Here is a 20,176-nt window from a genome sequence, read left to right as displayed (position 1 = left end):
TGGAAATGATCCATCGGGCGCCCATACTCGGGGGGTGACCGCGTACGAGCGTCCCAGCGCACCCGGTTCCTCCGGCGCACCCGGTGTGGACGGCCGGGACACGGACGGCCATGACGCCGTCGTGCTCGCCGGCGGTGCCGCCCGCCGCCTCGGCGGGGCGGACAAGCCCGGCGTTCACGTCGGTGGCCGCGCCCTCCTCGACCGCGTCCTGGCCGCCTGCTCCGGCGCGGCCGTCACCGTGGTCGTCGCGGAGCCCCGGCCCACCGCACGTCCGGTGGAGTGGGCGCGCGAGGACCCGCCAGGCGCGGGCCCGCTGGCCGCCCTCGACGCCGGACTCCGGCACACCACCGCCGCGTACGTCGTGGTCCTCTCCGCCGACCTGCCGTTCCTGGACGGGGGGACGGTCGAGCGGTTGCTGACCGCTCTTCAAGAGGCAGACACGGAGGGCGTGTTGCTCACCGACTCCGGCGGCCGGGACCAGCCGCTGGTGGCCGCGTACCGGAGTGCGGCGCTGCGCCGCGAGCTGGCTGCCCTCCGTGCCGAGCACGGCGAACTGACCGGGCTGCCGCTGCGCCGGCTCACCGGTGCGCTCGAACTCACCCGTATCACCGACCCCGTCGCGTCCTTCGACTGCGACACCTGGGACGACATCGCCGCCGCCCGGGCACGTATCAGGGAGCATGGGCACGTGTTGGATGAATGGATTACCGCAGTCAAGGACGAGCTCGGCATCGACCTGGACGTCGACACCGGCACCCTGCTCGACCTCGCCCGCGACGCCGCACACGGCGTGGCCCGCCCGGCGGCACCGCTGACCACGTTCCTCGTGGGGTACGCGGCGGCGCAGGCCAAGGGGGGCCCCGAGGCGGTCGCGGAGGCCGCCCGCAAGGCGACGGCACTGGCGCTGCGCTGGGCGGCGGAGGCGGAGGCCGACGACGGCACCGCACCACCCCCGACGACCCCGTCCGGCACCAGCACCGAGACCGGGACCAGCACCGGCACCAACAGCGGCACCGGGACCGGCACAGCCGCTCCCGAAGCCCGCCCGGACGCCGGATGACCGCCCCGGGGCAGTACGAGGAGGTCGAACTCGACGACCTCGATGTGGAGGAGGCCCTCGCCCTGGCCAAGGAAGGCGGTGCCCAGGTGCCCGACGGCCCCGGAGCCACTGGAGGCTCCCCCGCCGTGCCCCCGCCGTCACCGAGGGGCGGAAGCCGGGACAGCCGGGAGCAAGGTCAACACACCGCCGGAACCGCCGCAGGAGCCACCGGTGGAACCGCCGCCGGAACCTCCCGGGCCGGCACGGCCGCCGAGCACGGCCACCACAGGGCCACCCCCTGGCCCGAGGCACGCGCCCTCGCCGGGCGGGCCCCCCGCCGGCCGGACGCCCCCGTCTCCGTATCCCTGGACGCCGCGCTGGGCCTCGTACTCGCCGCTCCCCTCGCCGCCCTCACGGACCTCCCGTCGTTCGACACCTCCGCGATGGACGGCTGGGCCGTCGCCGGGCCGGGCCCATGGGCCGTCCGGGCCGAGGGAATCCTCGCGGGCCACGCCGAGCCCGAGCCCCTCACCGACGGCGAGGCCGTCCGTATCGCGACGGGCGCGAGGATCCCGCAGGACGTCACCGCGGTGATCCGCAGCGAGCACGGCCGCACTGACGAGAAGGAACGGCTCCACGCGACCCGCGAGGTCGTGCCCGGGCAGGACATCCGTCCCCGGGGCCAGGAGTGCCGCTCCGGGGATCCCCTGCTGCAGCGCGGCACGGTGGTCACCCCGGCCGTGCTGGGGCTCGCCGCCGCTGCCGGATACGACACCGTCTCGGCCCTTCCCCGGCCTCGCGCGGAAGTCCTCGTCCTCGGGGACGAGTTGCTCACCGAGGGTCTGCCCCACGACGGACTGATCCGGGACGCGCTCGGCCCGATGCTGCCGTCCTGGCTGCGTGCGCTCGGCGCGGACGTCATCGCCGTACGCAGGCTCGGTGACGACGCCGAAGCCCTCCGCAAGGCCCTGAAGAACTCCGACGCCGACCTCGTCGTCACGACCGGCGGCACCGCCGCGGGCCCTGTCGACCACGTGCACCCCACCCTGCGCCGCATCGGCGCCGAACTCCTGGTGGACGGCGTCAAAGTGCGGCCCGGCCACCCCATGCTCCTGGCCCGCACCAAGGAGAACCAGCACCTCGTCGGGCTCCCCGGCAATCCGCTCGCCGCCGTCTCCGGTCTGCTCACACTCGCCGAACCCCTGCTGCGCACCCTCGCGGGACGCGCGGCCCCGGAGACATACACACTGCCCCTGAAGGAGACCGTGCACGGCCATCCGTACGACACCCGGCTGATCCCCGTCGTCCTGCGCGAGGACCGGGCCGTACCGCTGCACTACAACGGACCGGCCATGCTGCGGGGCATCGCCGTGGCCGACGCGCTCGCGGTCGTGCCGCCCGGCGGGGCGCGCCCCGGTCAGGAGCTGGAGATTCTCGACCTGCCCTGGGCGACGGCCGGGATCGGGGTGTGTTTCACGTGAAACTTCCGGGCCAGGACGCCATCGCCCGTCACGCGGACGAACGCATCGTCACCCGCCGGGTGAAACTGCCTCGCAGACGGGTGGAACATCCGTTGCGGCAGGTCGCCAAACGGGTCACCATCGCGCTGCTCGTGCTGGTCGGCACCGCCCTCATCGTCTACGCCGACCACGACGGCTACAACGACAACTCGGACGGTTCGGTCGACCTGCTCGACGCCTTCTACTACGCGACCGTCACGCTCTCCACCACCGGATACGGCGACATCACCCCCGTCAGTGACGCCGCCCGGTTCACCAATATCTTCGTGATCACGCCCTTGCGCGTGATGTTCCTGATCATTCTGGTCGGCACCACTCTCGAGGTCCTCACCGAACGAACCCGGGAGGAGTGGCGACTGAACCGCTGGAGGACCGCTTTGAGGGAGCACACCGTTGTCATCGGGTTCGGCACGAAAGGCCGCTCCGCGATTCAGACCGTGTGCGCGACGGGGCTGAAGAAGGAGCAGGTCGTGGTCGTCGATCCCAACTTCAAGGTGATCGACGCGGCGACGGCGGACGGGTACGCGGGCGTGGTCGGCGACGCCACCCGCAGTGACGTGCTGATCCGTGCCGAGGTCCAGCGGGCCCGGCAGATCATCATCGCGACCCAGCGCGACGACACGGCCGTGCTCGTCACGCTGACGGCCCGGCAGCTCAACCGCGGGGCGAAGATCGTGGCCGCCGTGCGCGAGGAGGAGAACGCGCCGCTGCTCAAACAGTCCGGCGCCGACGCCGTCATCACCAGCGCCAGCGCGGCCGGCCGCCTCCTCGGTCTCTCCGTGCTCAGCCCCAGCGCCGGCATGGTCATGGAGGACCTCATCCAGCAGGGCAGCGGCCTCGACATCGTCGAACGACCCGTCATAAAGGCCGAGGTCGGCAAGGGCGTCCGCGAGACCGAGGACCTGGTGGTCAGCGTCGTACGAGGACACCGCGTCCTCGGATACGACGATCCCGCCATCGGCAAGCTGCAGTTGACGGACCGTCTGATCACCATCGTCCGGGTCACCCCGCACACCCAGGTCGCACCGGACATGAGGCCGCTGCGGCAGGACTAGAGGCAGGACCGGCGGCAGCTGGCGGCAGGGCCGGAGGCCCGGAGTAGCCTCGCCGATATGCGAGCGATCACTATTCCTGAACCTGGTGGGCCCGAGGCGCTGGTGTGGGACGAGGTCCCGGATCCGGTGCCCGGAGAGGGCGAAGTACTGGTGGAGGTGGCGGCGAGCGCGGTGAACCGTGCCGATCTGCTGCAGCGGCAGGGGTTCTACGATCCGCCGCCCGGCGCGTCCCCTTACCCCGGTCTCGAATGCTCCGGGCGGATCGCGGCCGTCGGCGCCGGTGTCTCTGGGTGGGCCGTCGGGGACGAGGTGTGCGCGTTGCTCTCCGGCGGCGGGTACGCCGAGAAGGTGGCCGTGCCGGCCGGGCAGCTGCTGCCGGTGCCCGAGGGGATCGGGCTCGACAAGGCCGCCGCGCTGCCCGAGGTGACCTGCACGGTCTGGTCCAACGTCTTCATGATCGCCCACCTCCGCCCCGGCGAGACGCTCCTGGTGCACGGCGGGGCGAGTGGCATCGGCACCATGGCGATCCAGCTGGCCAAGGCCGTCGGCGCGAAGGTCGCCGTCACCGCGGGCAGCAAGGAGAAGCTGGACTTCTGCGCCGACCTCGGCGCGGACGTGCTGATCAACTACCGCGAGCAGGACTTCGTGGAGGAGATCAAGGCAGCCACCGACGGGGCCGGCGCCGACGTCATCCTCGACAACATGGGCGCCAAGTACCTGGACCGCAACGTCCAGGCCCTCGCGGTCAACGGGCGCCTCGCGATCATCGGTATGCAGGGCGGCATCAAGGGCGAGCTGAACATCGCGATGCTTCTGGGCAAGCGCGGCGCCGTCACCGCGACCTCGCTGCGGGCCCGTCCCGCCGGCGAGAAGGCGTCGATCGTCGCGGCCGTACGGGAGCACGTCTGGCCGCTGATCTCCGCGGGTCACGTACGTCCGGTGGTCGACCGCGAGCTGCCGATGAGCGACGCTGCCGCGGCGCACCGGGTGCTGGAGGAGAGCGGGAACATCGGAAAGGTGCTGCTCACGCTCCCGTAGGACCCGACGGCCGGGGCGGGGCTGCGGCGGGGCCGGACCGTGGCCCCGCCCCGCCTCAGGCCCGCCGTACGCGCAGTGCGACGAACGCGAGGCCGAGGCCCAGGCCGATGAGGACCAGTCCGCTGCCGAGGGGCAGGACCCGCAGGACGGGTTCCGAGGCGCGTACGTGGCGGCCGGCGGCCGGCTCGGCGTCGAACGGCGGGTGGGACCGGGGCACGGTGTTCCCGGGCGTCTCAGGGGCGACAGCGCCCTCCGACTGCTCGCCGTCCGCTGGCCCGTCCGGGTGACCGGCCCCGGCGTCCTCGTCCTGGGCTTCTTCTTGCGCCTCGTCCGGCGTTGCCTCTTCGTCCTGCTCTTCCTGTTGCTCTTCCTCTGTCTCCTCCGTCTCCTTCGTCGGCGCGGGTGCCCGGCCCGGCCGCTCGCGTCCCTCCCCGGCCCGGCTGCCGGCCCGTGACTCGCCGGGCGCGGGCTCGTAGGAGGAGACGTGAGGGACGGCGTACGACATCGGAGCGGGGCCCGCCAGCAGGACCAGCAGCAGGCCGGTCACGCGCAGGGGGCGGAGCCATGGAGTCACGTCGGTGACCCCCTCCTGGTGCGAAGGAACCAAGATCGACGGCACCAGAGTCACACGTGGCGCCCGCACCGGCATCCCGACCGTCCGGTGCCGACACGGTCACCCTCAGTGACACCCTTGGCGTGCACAGATGTACGGGGTAGAGATACCGGTTATGTCGATACGTCACGGTCTGCTGGCACTTCTGGAGCGTGGGCCCCGCTACGGTTCGCGGCTGCGCACCGAGTTCGAGGCGCGCACCGGCTCCACCTGGCCGCTGAACATCGGGCAGGTCTACACGACGCTGGGCCGACTGGAGCGGGACGGTCTGGTCGTTCAGCAGGGCGCGGACGAGGCCGGACACGTGCTGTACGCGCTCACGGACGAGGGCCGCGCCGAGCTGCGGTCCTGGTTCACGCGTCCCGTGGAGCGCACGAACCTGCCGCGCGACGAGCTGGCGATCAAGCTGGCCATGGCGGTCGGGGCGCCAGGCGCCGACATACGGGCGACCGTGGAGACACAGCGGCGTTATCTGTCGGAGGCGATGCACACGTACACCCGGCTGCGGGCGCAGGCGCTTGCGGAGGGCCCCGGGCACCGGGACGAGGTGGCCCGGCTGCTCGTCCTGGAGCATCTCGTCTTCCGCGCGGAGGCCGAGATGCGGTGGCTCGACCACTGCGAGGCCCGGCTGCTGCGGCTCGCGGCGGAGGCGGCCACGGATCCGCCGCAGCCGCCGCCGGTCTGACGCTCGGCACCGGTGCGTACACGCCGGTGCGTACATGGTGGATCACGCTCGGGAGGGGGCACGAGAGTGATGAAGTGTGCGGGTGCGAGAGAATGGCGGCATGGAGATGCCGAGGAACGAAAGGTCGCCGGAGAACCCCCAGATCCTGGTCGTTGGCCAGGACGGGATGGCTCTCGGCGGCGGAGGAGACGAGGACTCCCGTGAGGTCCCGGTGACGGAGATGGTGGAGCAGCCCGCCAAGGTCATGCGCATCGGGAGCATGATCAAGCAGCTGCTGGAGGAGGTGCGTGCGGCACCCCTCGACGAGGCGAGCCGGGTCCGGCTCAAGGAGATCCACGCCAGCTCGGTCAAGGAGCTGGAGGACGGGCTCGCTCCCGATCTCGTCGACGAACTGGAGCGGCTGTCCCTGCCGTTCACGGACGAGGGCATCCCTTCCGACGCCGAACTGCGGATCGCGCAGGCCCAGTTGGTCGGGTGGCTGGAGGGGCTCTTCCACGGGATCCAGACCACCCTGTTCGCCCAGCAGATGGCGGCCCGCGCCCAGCTGGAGTCGATGCGCCGGGCGCTCCCGCCGGGTGTGGGCGGCGGCGAGGAGGACGACGACCCGCGTGCGGGCGGCCGTGTCGGGGGTCCGTACCTGTAACTGCGGTCCGTACCCGAACCTGCACCCGTAACTCCGACGATTCCCATCACTCCGAACAGCGTGCGGACGAAAGGGGCCCGGCAGAAATGCCGGGCCCCTTCGCGTGTCCGAACGGTCAAGCAATCAGGCGGGGTTGCCCGTCGACACATAGAGCTGGATCTTGGGCATGCTCTTGGGGTCGACGTCCGCCTCCGCGGCGGGGATCTGGCTCATGACCGTGTCCTGGCCGTAGGCGTTCTCGTCGACCGGCTGGCTCTCGTACTGCCAGCCCGCCGCCTGCAGGCACGCCTTCACCGAGTCCATGTTCTTGAACTTGAAGTCCGGGACCTTGATCTTGTCGGCGTCGTTGTACGACTCGTCGGGCTCCGTGCACTCGGTCTTCTCGATCTTCTTCGTGGTGTCCGGCCCCTTGTGCCCGGCCACCTCGGACGCCGACGCGCTGGATTCGGTACCGCCGCCCTTGTCGTCGTCGCCCCCGCCACCCATCTGCAGCGCGGCGATCAGACCGCCGACGGCGGCCAGCGCGACGACGATCGAGCCCACGATCACCGGCATGTTGCTCTTGCGGCCACCCCCGGAGCCGGGCGTCGAGGGCTGCTGCGGCGTGATCGTGTACGGCGGCGGCGTCGAGTAGCCCTGCTGCGGGGAGTACGCGGCGGTCTGGGCCGGCGTCGGGTAGCCGCCCTGCTGCGGATAGCCGTACGACTGGGCGGGTGTGGACGTGTGCGCCGGGGTCGGCGGGCCGTAGGCGCCCGGCTGGTACGGCGTCTGTACGTTCCCCTGCGGAGCCTGGGCCGACTGGTCGACCGGCGGGAACACCGCGGAGCCGACACCGGCGCCGCTCGACGTCTGGGCGCCCGGCACGATGCTCGGCGGTGCGGCCTGGAACGACTGGGCCACGCGCAGGCACTCGTCGCGCATCGACTCGGCGCTGACGAAACGCTCGTTCGGGTTCTTCTTCAGGGCGCGGGTGATCAGCGCGTCCACGGCCGGCGGCAGCGAGCGGTTGACCGAGGAGGCCAGCACGGGCTCCTCCTGGACGTGCGCATACGCTATGGCCAGCGGCGAGTCCGCCTCGAACGGCAGCCGCCCGGTGACCAGCTGGAACAGCATGATGCCGACCGAGTACAGGTCCGAGCGGGCGTCCACGCCCCGGCCGAGGGCCTGCTCCGGCGAGAGGTACTGCGGGGTGCCGACGACCATGCCGGTCTGTGTCATTGACGTGACACCGGACTGCATGGCGCGGGCGATGCCGAAGTCCATCACCTTGACGACGTTCCGCTTCGTCATCATCACGTTGCCCGGCTTGATGTCGCGGTGGACCAGGCCCATCTCGTGGCTGATCTCCAGCGCCGCCAGCACGTCCGCGGTGATCTTCAGGGCCTTGTCCGCCGGCATGGCGCCGTACTGAGTGATGTCCTGGTCGAGGACAGAGCCGAGCGGGCGGCCCTCGACGTACTCCATGACGATGTACGGAGTGGTCGCCCCGTCCAGGTCGTCCTCGCCGGTGTCGAAGACCGAGACGATGTTCGTGTGGGTGAGCTTGGCCACCGACTGGGCCTCGCGGCGGAAGCGCTCGCGGAAGGCCTGCTCACGGCCGAGCTCGGTGTGCAGTGTCTTGATCGCGACCTGTCGGTCGAGCACCGAGTCGTACGCGAGATGGACCGAGGCCATACCGCCCTCGCCGAGCAGGTCGCGCAGTTGGTAGCGCCCGCCGGCGACCGAACGCCCCGCGTACCGGCCGTGTCCGCCGTCCTGGCTCATGTCTCTGCGTCCCCCATCGGCGTGCCCCGTCACACGGGCCGAAGCTGCTGATGTGGCCCCCGAGGCGGTGATCCTTAGTGTTATTCCCGGCCAAGTCTGCCGGAGGCCACTGACACGTCAAGCTCGGTGCCCGTTCCGTGACCGTACGCGAAAGAAGAGTCGCGGAAGCGTTACAGGTGCCGTACGCCCGGTACACAGAATTTGCACGCGCGGACCGGCTGTGGGTTTCATGGCCGGTCCATCCCGGGTCGGCCTCTCACGCGGAGGCTGTAGCGTGGCCCGACGGAGACCGTAACAACCACCGCGCGTACCTTTCGACCGGTGCGGACAGAAACGACGGCGAGGACTGATGGCACAGCAGCGCGCTCAGGGCCCGTCCGACCCCGAGGCGACTGGCGGCGGTATGTCAGATGCGCCGGAGTTTTGGGGTAACGGCGGGCTGGTCGGCGACGGCCGGTATCGGATGACCCACAGACTCGGCCGGGGCGGCATGGCCGAGGTGTTCGCCGCCGAGGATGTCCGGCTGGGGCGCACCGTCGCGGTCAAGCTGCTCCGCTCCGACCTGGCGGAAGACCCCGTGTCCAAGGCGCGGTTCACGCGCGAGGCACAGTCGGTGGCCGGGCTCAACCACCATGCGGTGGTGGCGGTCTACGACTCCGGCGAGGACGTGGTCGGACACCAGGTCGTCCCGTACATCGTGATGGAGCTCGTCGAGGGCCGCACGATCCGTGACCTGCTGCTCAACGCCGAGGCGCCCGGGCCCGAGCAGGCACTCATCATTGTCTCCGGAGTGCTTGAGGCGCTTGCTTATTCGCATCAGCACGGCATCGTGCACCGCGACATCAAGCCCGCGAACGTGATCATCACCAACACCGGTGCGGTCAAGGTGATGGACTTCGGCATCGCGCGCGCCCTGCACGGCGCCCAGTCGACAATGACTCAAACCGGCATGGTCATGGGCACGCCCCAGTACCTCTCGCCGGAGCAGGCGCTCGGCAAGGCGGTCGACCACCGCAGCGACCTGTACGCGACGGGCTGCCTCCTCTACGAACTCCTCGCGCTGCGGCCCCCGTTCACCGGTGAGACCCCGCTGTCGGTGGTCTACCAGCACGTCCAGGACATCCCGGTGCCCCCTTCCGAGGTCTCGGACGCGGCGCCGCCGGAGCTGGACGGCCTGGTCATGCGCTCTCTCGCGAAGGAGCCGGACGACCGGTTCCAGACCGCGGAGGAGATGCGCGGGCTCACCCAGTACGGGCTGCAGATGCTGTACGACCAGGGCGGCCACACCGGGACCTGGAACACCGGTCCCGTGGAGATGCACGAGGCCGTGAACACCCCGGCGATGGGCCTCGCGGGCTCCGCAGGGCTGCCGCACCCCGGCGACTCGGGCACCACCCAGATCCCGTCACCGATGCTGCCGCCCGGCCGTGGCGGAGGCGGCGACGACGGGGGCTTCGAGGGGCACGGCAACCGGGGCAGCGGTCGCGGCAAGCTGTGGATCCTCGCGGTTCTCGCGGTGGTCGCGATCGCGGCGGGGGTCGCGCTGGCGCTGCAGAACGGCAACGGCGACGGCGGCGGGGGCGGTACGAAGGAGACGCCGACCACCTCGCAGACCGAGAAGGAAACGACACCGAGCGAGAGCACGTCCGACGAGCCCACGGACGAGCCCACGGACCAGGACACCGGCACGGGCGGCGACCCGGACTTCACGCCGTCGTACACACAATCGCCGAGCAACAGCCCATCGCCCACGAAGAGTAAGCCGACGGACCCGGAGACGACTCCGACGGACGATCCGACGGAATCGGACCCGGAGACGACTCCGACGGACGACCCGACACCGTCGGGCGAGCCGACGGGTGAAGTCGGTGACGTGGAAGGCGTGACCGGCGGCTGATCCGGCCCCTCCGGAACACCCTTCACGCGCGCGTGGAACCCGGAATCGGGCTCCACGCGCGCGTGCCGTTTCACGACTCCCACGGCCGAGACGGCCGAGACGACCGCGCCGAGTGAGCCGGCTGACGCGGTCGAGTCGGTTCGGCCTCACCCCACGAACGCCTCGCACACCGCGTCGTACTCCCGCGTCCACCACACCGCCAGCGCGGAGGCCGCGGGGAACTGCGGGTCGGCGCGGGTGTCCCCGCGCTCGTAGTGCCAGCGCAGTATCCAGAAGTCGTTGAGCCGCTCCCACCACACGCGGTGCACGGCGGCCGACAGCTCGGAGGGGGTGGCCCGCGCGGAGCGCCGGTACGCGCGCGCGTAGGCCCGTACCTTCGTCAGGTCGAGCGTGCCGGCGGGGCGTACGAAGAAGATCACCGCGGAGCGCACCGCCTCCTCGGCCTGCGGCTGGACGCCGAGCCGGTCCCAGTCGACGATCGCGGCGGGGGTGTTTCCCCGGTAGAGCACGTTGAAGGGGTGGAAGTCCCCGTGCACCCAGCCCACCGAGCCGCCCTGCGGGGGCCGCCGGTCCGCGTGCCGTTCCAGGAGGGCGCGCCGCTCCAGGAGGCGGTGGCGGGCCAGTTCGTCGAAGGCGTCGGCCGGGTGGTGGCGGCGCACGCGTGCGAGCAGGTCGTCGATGAGGGCGAAGGTGTCGGAGGGGTCGGCGCTCTCCGCGCGCTCCTCGGACCGCCGCGGCGGCATCACCTGCTCCAGGGACGCGTGTACGACGCCCAGGAGCGCCCCCAGGCGCCGGCACTGCTCCGTGGTGAGCTGGGCCCCGCTGCGGTGGCGTCCGTCGATCCAGGGGTGCAGCGCGTACGCGTGGCCGCCGACGACCGCGACCGTGCGGCCGTCGGTTCCGGTCAGCGGCGGGGCCACCGGGACGCCGAGGTCGGCGAGGCGCTGGGTCGCGCGGTGCTGGCGGGCGATCGCGGCGGGGTCGGCGGTCTCGGGGTCGAAATGGTGCTTGAGGAAGTACCGGCCCCGGGTGGTGGCGAGGCGGTAGCCGCGGTTGAGCAGCCCCTGGTCGACGGGTTCGCAGGCCAGCGGGACCCCGGCGGCGTACCGCCGCAGCAGGGCGCCCAGAGGGGGTGCGGGGGAGAGGGCGGGCGAAACAGATGAGCGCGGCACGCGCCAGATGTTAGGGCACCGGAGAGGCCGTTGACCTCGGGCTTGTCACGGAAAGTGCCGGTGTGCAAGCTCCAGGCCACCGTCCGTCGAGTGCACGGTGACGAACTCCGGCGTGACCTCCAGGTACACCGGCTCGAAGGGCGCGTCGTCCACGCGGCGCGGGGCCGGGCCGAAGAGCGCGAGCTGGGCGGTGGTCGGCTCGACGTGCTCGCACACGCCGACGACCTGGACGGACCAGTGGCCCTCGCCCGCGCGCGGGGAGCCCAGGTTGTCCGCGCCGTACGCGACGACGCTTCCCGCGCACGCCCGGTGGTGGCCGTACCCCTTGTGGATCCGCAGCAGGACACGGCCGCCCACCACGATGTGGCGGGCCGTGGCCAGGAAGGGCAGCGCGCGCATGCTGGCCGCCAGGCGGCCGTGCTGGACGCGGCCGAGCAGTCCGGCGGCGAGCTGTTCGTCGGTCGGCATGCCTCTCAATGTGCTGCACCGCGGGAGCCGGAGAAAGGGCCGCCCGACCCTCCACGGAGGGACATAAGTCCTGAATAAGGGGCCTCTACGGAGTGCCGGACGTGAACGGCCTCCACGGAGTGCCGGACGGTGTCCGCGCAGTGCCGATCGGCCTCTACGGAGAGCGCGGAAAACTCGACACGGCCCTACGTGGAGGGCGGCGGGCGGGGAAAGCTCAGCGCTGCTTCTCCGCCTGCATCCGGGCCACATAGGCGGCTGCCTGCGCACGTCGCTCCATGCCGAGTTTGGACAGCAGACTGGAGACGTAGTTCTTGATCGTCTTCTCGGCGAGATGGAGCCGCTCGCCGATCACGCGATTGGTGAGCCCCTCGCCGATCAGGTCGAGGATCCTGCGCTCCTGGTCGGTGAGGCTCGCGAGCCGGGTGTCGCCCTTGGCGCTGCCTCCGTCGCGCAGCCGCTCCAGCACGCGGGCGGTGGCTTCCGGGTCGAGCAGGGACTTGCCGGCGGCGACGTCACGGACCGCCGAGAGCAGCTCCTCGCCGCGGATCGCCTTGAGGACGTAGCCCGAGGCGCCCGCCATGATCGCGTCGAAGAGGGCCTCGTCGTCGGCGTATGACGTCAGCATCAGGCATTTGATGCTTTCGTCCCGGGAGCGGATCTCGCGGCACACCTCGACCCCGCTGCCGTCCGGCAGGCGTACGTCGAGGACGGCGACGTCCGGGTGGGTGGCCGGAATTCGCACCAGTGCGTCGGCCGCCGTACCCGCCTCGCCGACCACTTCGAAGTCGTCCTCCACCGAGAGCAACTCGTGCACACCCCGGCGGACCACCTCATGGTCGTCGAGAAGAAATACAGTGATTTTTCCTTCTTCGCGCACGGAGCCAGTCTCACACACGATCTTTCCGGCCGCCCCGGTCTGACTCTTCCCGTCCCCGGGGTGACCGGGATAACGTGCCGGTGTTCCGGCCCCCTGCCAGGCTGTAACCAGTGCTCTGACCAGCGACTGTTCCGGATCGGCGCGAAGTACTTGGAAGTCCGAGTGGAAAGTACTCGGAAATCCAAGCAAAAACGCAGGTCAGGAGGGGTTTCACAGAAATGTGGAGCACTGGGTAACGTGCTATGTGCAGGGCGCTCGCCGGGGCACCTGTCACGCCTGTTCCCGGCCGAGCGCACCCACCCCGTGCGCGGGTGCGGAGATCAGGCGAGCCGCACTGGTCACCCGGCAACCCCGGGGACCGGACCGACGGAGGAGCACACGTGACCGTGGAGAGCACTGCCGCGCGCAAGCCGCGACGCAGCGCCGGTACCAAGCGCACCGCTGCGAAGAAGCCGCCGGGCGCCCAGCCCGAGCTCGTACAGCTGCTGACGCCCGAGGGCAAGCGCGTCAAGAATGGCGAATATGACGCGTACGTAGCCGACATCACCCCCGAAGAGCTCCGCGGCCTGTACCGCGACATGGTGCTCACCCGCCGCTTCGACGCCGAGGCCACCTCCCTGCAGCGCCAGGGCGAGCTGGGCCTGTGGGCCTCGCTGCTCGGCCAGGAGGCCGCCCAGATCGGCTCCGGACGGGCCACCCGCGAGGACGACTACGTCTTCCCGACCTACCGTGAGCACGGCGTGGCCTGGTGCCGCGGGGTCGACCCGACCAACCTCCTCGGCATGTTCCGCGGCGTGAACAACGGCGGCTGGGACCCGAACAGCAACAACTTCCACCTCTACACGATCGTCATCGGCTCGCAGACGCTGCACGCCACCGGCTACGCCATGGGCGTGGCCAAGGACGGCGCCGACTCGGCCGTGATCGCGTACTTCGGGGACGGCGCCTCCAGCCAGGGCGACGTCGCTGAATCGTTCACCTTCTCCGCGGTCTACAACGCTCCCGTCGTGTTCTTCTGCCAGAACAACCAGTGGGCCATCTCCGAGCCCACCGAGCGCCAGAGCCGCGTGCCGCTCTACCAGCGCGCGCAGGGCTACGGCTTCCCGGGCGTCCGCGTCGACGGCAACGACGTCCTCGCGTGCCTCGCCGTCACCAAGTGGGCCCTGGAGCGCGCCCGCCGGGGCGAGGGTCCCACCCTCGTCGAGGCGTACACGTACCGCATGGGCGCCCACACCACCTCCGACGACCCGACCAAGTACCGGGCCGACGAGGAGCGCGAGGCGTGGGAGGCGAAGGACCCGATCCAGCGCCTGCGTACGTACCTGGAGGCTTCAAACCACGCGGACGAGGGATTCTTCGCGGAACTCGAAGCCGAGAGCGAGGCGTTGGGAAGGCGAGTGCGCGAAGCGGTCCGAGCCATGCCGGACCCGGACCACTTCGCCATCTTCGAGAACGTGTACGCGGACGGGCACGCGCTCGTCGACGAGGAGCGGGCCCAGTTCGCCGCCTACCAGGCGTCGTTCGCCGATGAAGGGGAGGGCAAGTAGCGATGACCGCGGAAAAGATGGCATTGGCCAAGGCGATCAACGAATCGCTGCGCACGGCCCTCGACGCCGACCCCAAGGTCCTGATCATGGGCGAGGACGTCGGCAAGCTCGGCGGCGTGTTCCGGGTGACCGACGGTCTGCAGAAGGACTTCGGCGAGGAGCGGGTCATCGACACCCCGCTCGCCGAGTCGGGCATCGTCGGCACGGCGATCGGCCTCGCGCTGCGTGGCTACCGCCCGGTCGTGGAGATCCAGTTCGACGGCTTCGTCTTCCCGGCGTACGACCAGATCGTCACGCAGCTCGCGAAGATGCACGCGCGGGCGCTCGGCAAGATCAAGCTCCCCGTCGTGATCCGCATTCCGTACGGCGGTGGCATCGGCGCGGTCGAGCACCACTCCGAGTCCCCGGAGGCCCTGTTCGCGCACGTCGCGGGCCTCAAGGTCGTCTCGCCCTCGAACGCCTCCGACGCGTACTGGATGATGCAGCAGGCCATCCAGAGCGACGACCCGGTGATCTTCTTCGAGCCGAAGCGGCGCTACTGGGACAAGTCCGAGGTGAACCGCGAGGCGATCCCCGGCCCGCTGCACAAGGCGCGCGTGGTGCGCGAGGGCAGCGACCTCACACTGGCCGCGTACGGCCCGATGGTGAAGGTCTGCCAGGAGGTCGCGTCCGCCGCCCAGGAGGAGGGCAAGTCCCTCGAAGTGGTGGACCTGCGGTCCATGTCCCCCATCGACTTCGACTCCATCCAGGCCTCGGTCGAGAAGACCCGCCGCCTGGTCGTGGTCCACGAGGCACCGGTGTTCCTGGGGACGGGCGCGGAGATCGCGGCCCGGATCACGGAGCGGTGCTTCTACCACCTGGAGGCACCCGTGCTGAGGGTCGGCGGCTATCACGCCCCGTACCCGCCGGCACGGCTGGAGGAGGAGTACCTGCCTGGCCTGGACCGGGTGCTCGACGCCGTCGACCGCTCGCTGGCGTACTGAGGAGAGGGTCGTGACGACGATGACTGAGACTGCCTCGGGACTTCGCGAGTTCAAGATGCCCGACGTGGGCGAGGGTCTGACCGAGGCCGAGATCCTCAAGTGGTACGTCAAGGCCGGTGACACGGTCACCGACGGCCAGGTGGTCTGCGAGGTCGAGACCGCCAAGGCCGCCGTCGAGCTGCCGATTCCCTTCGACGGGGTGGTGCACGAGCTGCGCTTCCCCGAGGGGACGACGGTGGACGTCGGCCAGGTGATCATCGCGGTGGACGTGGACGGCGGAGCCGCTCCGGCAGCGTCGCCGGCCGAGGCGCAGGCCCCGGCCGCGTCGGCGCCCGCCGCGTCGGCTCCGGCAACCCCGTCCGCTCCGGCGGCTCCCGCCGAGCGCACCGAAGCTCCTCCGCAGAAGCCCGCGGCTTCCGAGGAGAAGCCCAAGCCCGCGGGCCGCACGCCGGTCCTCGTCGGGTACGGGGTCGCGGAGTCCTCCACCAAGCGCCGCCCCCGCAGGGGAGTTCCGGCCCAGCAGCCCGAGGCCGCCGCGGCGAAGGTGGCCGTCCAGAGCGAGCTGAACGGACACGGGCACGCGGCTGTGGCGGCACGCCCGCTCGCCAAGCCGCCGGTGCGCAAGCTCGCCAAGGACCTCGGCGTCGACCTGGCGACGGTCACGCCGTCCGGTCCCGACGGGATCATCACGCGCGAGGACGTGCACGCGGCGGTGGCCCCGGCCGCTCCCGTGGAGACCCCGGCCACGGCAGCGCCCGCGTCGGCGCCGGCTCCCGTCCGGGCTCCGGCTCCGGCCCCGGTCGTCACGTACGACGGCGCCCGGGAGACCCGTATCCCGGTCAAGGGCGTCCGGAAGGCGACCGCTGCCGCGATGGTGGGCTCGGCGTTCACCGCGCCGCACGTCACCGAGTTCGTCACGGTGGACGTGACGCGCACGATGAAGCTGGTCGAGGAACTGAAGCAGGACAAGGAGCTCCAGGGGCTGCGGGTCAATCCGCTGCTCCTGATCGCCAAGGCCCTGCTGGTCGCCATCAAGCGCCACCCGGAGGTCAACGCCTCGTGGGACGAGGCCAACCAGGAGATCGTCCAGAAGCACTATGTGAACCTGGGCATCGCCGCCGCCACGCCCCGCGGCCTGATCGTCCCGAACATCAAGGACGCCCACGCCAAGACCCTGCCCCAGCTCGCCGAATCGCTCGGAGAACTGGTCGCCACCGCCCGCGACGGCAAGACGTCACCGGCGGCGATGCAGGGCGGCACGGTGACGATCACGAACGTCGGTGTGTTCGGCGTCGACACGGGTACGCCGATTCTCAATCCCGGCGAGTCCGCGATCCTCGCCGTCGGCTCGATCAAACTCCAGCCGTGGGTCCACAAGGGCAAGGTCAAGCCTCGTCAGGTGACGACGCTGGCGTTGTCCTTCGACCACCGCCTGGTGGACGGGGAGCTGGGCTCCAAGGTGCTGGCGGACGTGGCGGCGATCCTGGAGCAGCCCAAGCGGTTGATCACCTGGGGGTAGTGGCTCGGCTGCGGGGCGGTGGGGGCTGGTCGCGCAGTTCCCCGCGCCCCTGAAAGCGAAAAGATTGCGCAGTTCCCCGCGCCCCCAAAACTTCGGGGGCGCGGGGAACTGCGCGAGCAACCACGTACGACCCGCAGAGGGGGACGAGCCGAAGCCCGTCCCCCTCTGCGCGGAGTGGTTCGCCTACTTCTTGAAGGCGTAGTCCATCAGCTTCTTCGCGTCCGACTCGCGGGCCGAGATCGACGACGAGGCAAGCACCGTGCCGATCACCGTCTTCCCGTTGCGGGTCGCGGCGAAGACCAGGCAGTACTTGGCCTCGGGGCCGGAGCCGGTCTTCACGCCGATGGTGCCGCTGTAGCTGTTGAGTAGACCGTTGGTGTTGGTCCACGCCGCCATCGTGCGGGTGCCACCGGTCTTCGTCACGGTCTTCGCCGTGTACTTCTTCGTCTTGACGATCGCGCGGAAGTTGGCGCTCTTCATCGCGCTGCTGGCGATCTTCGTCAGATCGCGCGGCGTGGAGTAGTTCGAGCCGTTGCCGATCCCGTCGAACGAGTCGAACTTCGTGTTCGTCAGACCGAGGTCCTTGGCCTGCTTGTTCATCTTGCCGATGAACGACTTCACGCGGGCGGCACGCGTCGAGCCGGCGCCGAACTTGTCGGCGAGCGCGTACGCGGCGTCGCAGCCGGACGGCAGCATCAGCCCGTACAGCAGCTGGCGGACGGTGACCTTGTCGCCGACGATCAGCCGGGCCGACGAGGCGTTGTTGCGGACGATGTAGTCGCTGTACGCCTTCTGGATGGTGACCTTGCTGTCCAGGTTGAGGTTCGGCTGCGACAGCACGACCTTCGCGGTCATGATCTTCGTCGTGGAGCCGGTGGAACGGCGGGTGTCCGCGGCCTTCGTGTAGAGCGTCTTGGCCGTGCCGTTGTTCATCACGTAGCCGCCCTTGGCGACGACCGTGGGGGTCGCGAGGGCCTGCGCGGGCGCCGCTGTGAGGGCCCCGGTCGCGAGCACGGCTCCGGTGGTGACGACCACTGCGGCAGCTCTGCGAATCCGCGCGCCCTTTATGACGGTTATCAAGTCGATTACCCCGATTAGGTTGAAGGCACCGAAGGTGCCAAATGCCCCAGGATGGTGGCCACTTGAGAGTGGCGCCTTCTTGTGTGACATGTGAGTAGCACAAAAGGATGTGCGGTTCCTGAACTGGGGTGCCTTTTTTTATCGGTCACTCGCCCGTTCACTCGCCCGGCCCGCACTTGGCCCCTCGTACGGGGTGCCGCTCGTCCGAATCCTGGACGGCCCGCGACCATGTGTACGTGTTGTATCTATGATGTCGCCATGTCTTTGGCAGTGAAGCAACCCCCCGCCGCCGAACGCGTCTACGCGCACGTCAAGCAGGCTGTGCTGGAGCGTCGTTACGAGGGCGGGACCCTGCTCACCGAGGGCGAACTGGCCGACGCGGTCGGGGTTTCACGGACTCCCGTGCGCGAGGCGCTGCTCAAGCTGGAGGTCGAGGGCCTGATCCGGCTCTACCCGAAGAAGGGCGCCCTCGTGCTGCCCGTCTCCGCGCAGGAGATCGCGGACGTGGTCGAGACCCGGCAGCTCGTCGAGGAGCACGCCATCCGCAAGGCGGTCCCGGCCTCCCCCGCGCTGATCGAGCGCCTCACCGAACTCCTGGCGAAGCAGAAGGAGCAGGCCGCCGCCGGCGATCTGTCCGGAGCCGCCGTCACCGACCGCTGCTTCCACGCCGAGATCGTCCGTAGCGGGGGCAACGAGATCCTCTCCCGCCTCTACGACCAGCTGCGCGACCGCCAGTTGAGGATGGGCGTCGCCGTGATGCACGCCCACCCCGACCGGATCACCAAGACGCTCACCGAGCACCAGGAGATCCTCGACGCGCTGCGCTCCGGCGACGCGGAGGCGGCCGTCTCCCTGGTCCACCGCCACGTCAGCTGGTTCTCCAACCTGGCGCGGGGGGACGTCCGATGAGCTCGTCCTCCTCCTCGGCGCTCACCCTCCCCGGTGATCCGCCCGGCGGCCGTCGCGCGGTCACGGTCTGGTCGGTCGGCGTCTCCGTCTACTTCGTCGCGGTCATCTTCCGTACGTCGCTGGGGGTGGCCGGCCTCGATGCCGCCGACCGCTTCCACGTCAACGCCTCCGCGCTCTCGACCTTCTCGATCCTGCAGCTCCTCGTCTACGCGGGCATGCAGATACCCGTCGGCCTGATGGTCGACCGGCTCGGCACCAAGAAGGTGCTGACCCTCGGCGTCGTCCTGTTCACGATCGGGCAGCTGGGCTTCGCGCTCTCGCCCTCGTACGGGATGGCGCTCGCCTCGCGCGCGCTGCTCGGGTGCGGTGACGCGATGACGTTCATCAGCGTGCTGCGTCTCGGCTCGCGCTGGTTCCCGGCCCGGCGCGGGCCGATGGTCGCGCAGCTCGCCGGCCTGGTCGGCATGGCGGGCAACCTCGTCTCGACGCTCGTCATCGCCCGGCTGCTGCACGGAGTCGGCTGGACGGCAGCCTTCGCGGGCAGCTCGGTCGCCGGTGTTGTCGTCCTCGTCCTGATGCTGCTGTTCCTGAAGGACCACCCCGAGGGACACGAGCCGGAGCCCTTCCCGCACCACGGAGCCGCGTACGTACGCCGCCAGATCGCGGCGTCCTGGCGGGAGCCCGGTACCCGGCTCGGGCTGTGGGTGCACTTCACGACGCAGTTCCCGGCGATGGTGTTCCTGCTGCTGTGGGGGCTGCCGTTCCTCGTCGAGGCCCAGGGCCTGTCCCGGGCGGCGGCCGGCGAACTCCTCACGCTGGTCGTGCTCTCCAACATGTTCGTCGGCCTCGTGTACGGGCAGATCGTCGCCCGGCACCATGCGGCGCGGCTGCCGCTGGCGCTCGGTACGGTGCTGTCGACGGCCGTCGTGTGGGGCGCGACGCTCGCCTATCCCGCGGACCATGCGCCGATGTGGCTGCTGATCGTGCTGTGTGTGGTCCTCGGTGCGTGCGGGCCCGCGTCGATGCTCGGGTTCGACTTCGCGCGGCCCGCGAATCCGCCGGAGCGTCAGGGGACTGCCTCCGGCATCACCAACATGGGTGGTTTCGTCGCCTCCATGACGACGTTGTTCGCGATCGGGGTGCTGTTGGATGCCACCGGGGGTGACTACTCGGTCGCGTTCTCCGTGGTGTTCGTTCTGCAGGCGTTCGGGGTGAGTCAGATCTTGCGGTTGAGGAAGCAGGCGGCTCGGCGTGAGCGGGAACGGCTCGTGGCGAGCCGGGTGGAGACGGTGCACGTTCCGGCGTAGGCCGGTCTGGCCTGGCCTGGCCCGGCCTTGTCTGGCCCGGCGGGGCGGGGCGGGTGGGTT

18 protein-coding genes are annotated in these 20,176 nt (G+C 70.5%); 12 read left to right on the top strand and 6 right to left on the bottom strand.

Annotation, left to right across the window (positions count from 1 at the left end; all coding sequences use genetic code 11):
* Window positions 1-34: 34 nt before the first annotated feature.
* The 4 genes from AOK17_RS15495 to AOK17_RS15480 are packed head-to-tail and all read left to right on the top strand — an operon-like array spanning window position 35 to window position 4,652.
* A complete protein-coding gene (locus tag AOK17_RS15495) occupies window positions 35-1,060 on the top strand; it encodes an NTP transferase domain-containing protein (protein ID WP_425424610.1) in 1,026 nt (341 codons plus the stop codon).
* The gene (locus AOK17_RS15490) at window positions 1,057-2,520 is read left to right on the top strand and encodes a molybdopterin molybdotransferase MoeA (RefSeq protein WP_055613044.1); all 1,464 of its coding nucleotides are present in this window, start codon (window positions 1,057-1,059) and stop codon (window positions 2,518-2,520) included. The genes AOK17_RS15495 and AOK17_RS15490 overlap by 4 nt, the downstream gene beginning before the upstream one ends.
* Window positions 2,517-3,614: a potassium channel family protein gene (locus AOK17_RS15485; RefSeq protein ID WP_055613043.1), complete on the top strand. Its 1,098-nt coding sequence runs from the start codon at window positions 2,517-2,519 to the stop codon at window positions 3,612-3,614. Before AOK17_RS15490 ends, AOK17_RS15485 begins: the two co-directional genes overlap by 4 nt.
* Before the next feature lie 57 nt (window positions 3,615-3,671).
* Window positions 3,672-4,652, top strand: a complete 981-nt coding sequence (locus AOK17_RS15480; RefSeq protein WP_055613042.1) for an NAD(P)H-quinone oxidoreductase — start codon at window positions 3,672-3,674, stop codon at window positions 4,650-4,652.
* 55 nt (window positions 4,653-4,707) lie between these two features.
* Here the strand turns inward: AOK17_RS15480 and AOK17_RS15475 are convergent, their stop codons facing one another.
* Window positions 4,708-5,226, bottom strand: coding sequence for a hypothetical protein (locus tag AOK17_RS15475; RefSeq protein ID WP_063997229.1), 519 nt, complete (start codon window positions 5,224-5,226; stop codon window positions 4,708-4,710).
* Window positions 5,227-5,380: 154 nt separating this feature from the next.
* On the opposite strand from AOK17_RS15475, the gene AOK17_RS15470 reads away from it, so the two are divergent.
* Both AOK17_RS15470 and AOK17_RS15465 read left to right on the top strand, forming a co-directional pair.
* Window positions 5,381-5,950 (top strand): PadR family transcriptional regulator, encoded by a 570-nt coding sequence (locus AOK17_RS15470; RefSeq protein WP_055613040.1) that lies wholly within the window; start codon window positions 5,381-5,383, stop codon window positions 5,948-5,950.
* 100 nt (window positions 5,951-6,050) lie between these two features.
* The gene (locus AOK17_RS15465; protein ID WP_055613039.1) at window positions 6,051-6,593 is read left to right on the top strand and encodes a bacterial proteasome activator family protein; all 543 of its coding nucleotides are present in this window, start codon (window positions 6,051-6,053) and stop codon (window positions 6,591-6,593) included.
* A gap of 123 nt (window positions 6,594-6,716) precedes the next feature.
* Here AOK17_RS15465 and AOK17_RS15460 read toward each other — a convergent pair whose 3' ends face one another.
* Entirely contained in the window at window positions 6,717-8,357 is a 1,641-nt protein-coding gene (locus AOK17_RS15460; protein WP_055613038.1) for a protein kinase domain-containing protein, read from the bottom strand.
* A 346-nt stretch (window positions 8,358-8,703) separates the two neighbouring features.
* Between AOK17_RS15460 and AOK17_RS15455 the strand changes: the two genes are divergently transcribed.
* Entirely contained in the window at window positions 8,704-10,254 is a 1,551-nt protein-coding gene (locus AOK17_RS15455) for a protein kinase domain-containing protein (protein WP_107102404.1), read from the top strand.
* Window positions 10,255-10,400: 146 nt separating this feature from the next.
* Here AOK17_RS15455 and AOK17_RS15450 read toward each other — a convergent pair whose 3' ends face one another.
* The 3 genes from AOK17_RS15450 to AOK17_RS15440 form a co-directional block, all read right to left on the bottom strand.
* A complete protein-coding gene (locus AOK17_RS15450) occupies window positions 10,401-11,426 on the bottom strand; it encodes a phosphotransferase (RefSeq protein WP_055613036.1) in 1,026 nt (341 codons plus the stop codon).
* Between the two features lie 45 nt (window positions 11,427-11,471).
* Window positions 11,472-11,894 (bottom strand): pyridoxamine 5'-phosphate oxidase family protein, encoded by a 423-nt coding sequence (locus AOK17_RS15445; protein ID WP_055613035.1) that lies wholly within the window; start codon window positions 11,892-11,894, stop codon window positions 11,472-11,474.
* A 214-nt stretch (window positions 11,895-12,108) separates the two neighbouring features.
* On the bottom strand, window positions 12,109-12,771 hold the full coding sequence (locus tag AOK17_RS15440; protein WP_055613034.1) for a response regulator: 663 nt from the start codon (window positions 12,769-12,771) through the stop codon (window positions 12,109-12,111).
* A 380-nt stretch (window positions 12,772-13,151) separates the two neighbouring features.
* Between AOK17_RS15440 and pdhA the strand changes: the two genes are divergently transcribed.
* The 3 genes from pdhA to AOK17_RS15425 are packed head-to-tail and all read left to right on the top strand — an operon-like array spanning window position 13,152 to window position 16,820.
* Window positions 13,152-14,318, top strand: a complete 1,167-nt coding sequence (pdhA, locus tag AOK17_RS15435; protein ID WP_055613033.1) for a pyruvate dehydrogenase (acetyl-transferring) E1 component subunit alpha — start codon at window positions 13,152-13,154, stop codon at window positions 14,316-14,318.
* Window positions 14,319-14,320: 2 nt separating this feature from the next.
* Window positions 14,321-15,301, top strand: coding sequence for an alpha-ketoacid dehydrogenase subunit beta (locus AOK17_RS15430; RefSeq protein ID WP_107102403.1), 981 nt, complete (start codon window positions 14,321-14,323; stop codon window positions 15,299-15,301).
* Window positions 15,302-15,311: 10 nt separating this feature from the next.
* Window positions 15,312-16,820: a dihydrolipoamide acetyltransferase family protein gene (locus AOK17_RS15425; protein ID WP_055613032.1), complete on the top strand. Its 1,509-nt coding sequence runs from the start codon at window positions 15,312-15,314 to the stop codon at window positions 16,818-16,820.
* 183 nt (window positions 16,821-17,003) lie between these two features.
* Here AOK17_RS15425 and AOK17_RS15420 read toward each other — a convergent pair whose 3' ends face one another.
* The gene (locus AOK17_RS15420; RefSeq protein WP_055613031.1) at window positions 17,004-17,900 is read right to left on the bottom strand and encodes a D-alanyl-D-alanine carboxypeptidase family protein; all 897 of its coding nucleotides are present in this window, start codon (window positions 17,898-17,900) and stop codon (window positions 17,004-17,006) included.
* A gap of 258 nt (window positions 17,901-18,158) precedes the next feature.
* Between AOK17_RS15420 and AOK17_RS15415 the strand changes: the two genes are divergently transcribed.
* Window positions 18,159-18,809, top strand: a complete 651-nt coding sequence (locus AOK17_RS15415) for a GntR family transcriptional regulator (RefSeq protein ID WP_055613030.1) — start codon at window positions 18,159-18,161, stop codon at window positions 18,807-18,809.
* Window positions 18,806-20,116, top strand: a complete 1,311-nt coding sequence (locus AOK17_RS15410; RefSeq protein WP_055613029.1) for an MFS transporter — start codon at window positions 18,806-18,808, stop codon at window positions 20,114-20,116. Before AOK17_RS15415 ends, AOK17_RS15410 begins: the two co-directional genes overlap by 4 nt.
* The last annotated feature ends 60 nt before the right edge of the window (window positions 20,117-20,176 follow it).

The organism is Streptomyces phaeochromogenes (assembly GCF_001418655.1).
In the GTDB taxonomy this organism is placed as follows: domain Bacteria; phylum Actinomycetota; class Actinomycetes; order Streptomycetales; family Streptomycetaceae; genus Streptomyces; species Streptomyces phaeochromogenes.
The sequence above is the reverse complement of the archived record's forward strand: the minus strand, read 5'-3'. Positions and strand labels throughout refer to the sequence as shown.

Bases quoted from the DNA above. Each gene is read 5' to 3' on its own strand.
- AOK17_RS15430 (WP_107102403.1), top strand. From the start codon at position 14,321: ATGACCGCGGAAAAGATGGCATTGGCCAAGGCGATCAACGAATCGCTG.
- AOK17_RS15410 (WP_055613029.1), top strand. From the start codon at position 18,806: ATGAGCTCGTCCTCCTCCTCGGCGCTCACCCTCCCCGGTGATCCGCCC.
- AOK17_RS15460 (WP_055613038.1), bottom strand. From the start codon at position 8,357: ATGAGCCAGGACGGCGGACACGGCCGGTACGCGGGGCGTTCGGTCGCC.
- AOK17_RS15445 (WP_055613035.1), bottom strand. From the start codon at position 11,894: ATGCCGACCGACGAACAGCTCGCCGCCGGACTGCTCGGCCGCGTCCAG.
- AOK17_RS15480 (WP_055613042.1), top strand. From the start codon at position 3,672: ATGCGAGCGATCACTATTCCTGAACCTGGTGGGCCCGAGGCGCTGGTG.
- AOK17_RS15465 (WP_055613039.1), top strand. From the start codon at position 6,051: ATGGAGATGCCGAGGAACGAAAGGTCGCCGGAGAACCCCCAGATCCTG.
- AOK17_RS15490 (WP_055613044.1), top strand. From the start codon at position 1,057: ATGACCGCCCCGGGGCAGTACGAGGAGGTCGAACTCGACGACCTCGAT.
- AOK17_RS15470 (WP_055613040.1), top strand. From the start codon at position 5,381: ATGTCGATACGTCACGGTCTGCTGGCACTTCTGGAGCGTGGGCCCCGC.
- AOK17_RS15415 (WP_055613030.1), top strand. From the start codon at position 18,159: ATGTCTTTGGCAGTGAAGCAACCCCCCGCCGCCGAACGCGTCTACGCG.